The 274-nt window shown below is 52.6% G+C and carries 1 protein-coding gene; it reads right to left on the bottom strand.

Annotated elements, in window-relative coordinates:
• Positions 1-68: 68 nt before the first annotated feature.
• The coding region (locus tag Q5762_RS38320) for a hypothetical protein (RefSeq protein WP_315896935.1) at positions 69-274 on the bottom strand (206 nt) is incomplete at its 5' end.

The raw sequence follows: 274 nt of genomic DNA, 5'->3' as shown, positions 1-274 counted from the left end.
AGGGATGGTTGTGAAGGTGCGCCACTTGCCTACGCCGATTGCGTCTTTTGGATTTCCGTCTTTCGTGCTCATGAATTTACAACCCCTGGAATCAGCAGCTTCAGCATTTCGATGTCGAAAACATGCACAGCTTTCAAATTCTCGTCGAGACGAACGTGCATGTGCGATAACTGATAGCGATCTGCCTGTGTCAGATGCAGCGCGTCAGTCGCAAGCCTATCTTGCGGCGACCACTCGTCGACAATCGACGTGCAGCCAAGCAACTCTGCCACGG

This window comes from Streptomyces sp. P9(2023), assembly GCF_032436795.1.
Taxonomy (GTDB): Bacteria; Actinomycetota; Actinomycetes; order Streptomycetales; family Streptomycetaceae; genus Streptomyces.
This window is presented reverse-complemented; position numbering and strand designations above follow the sequence as displayed.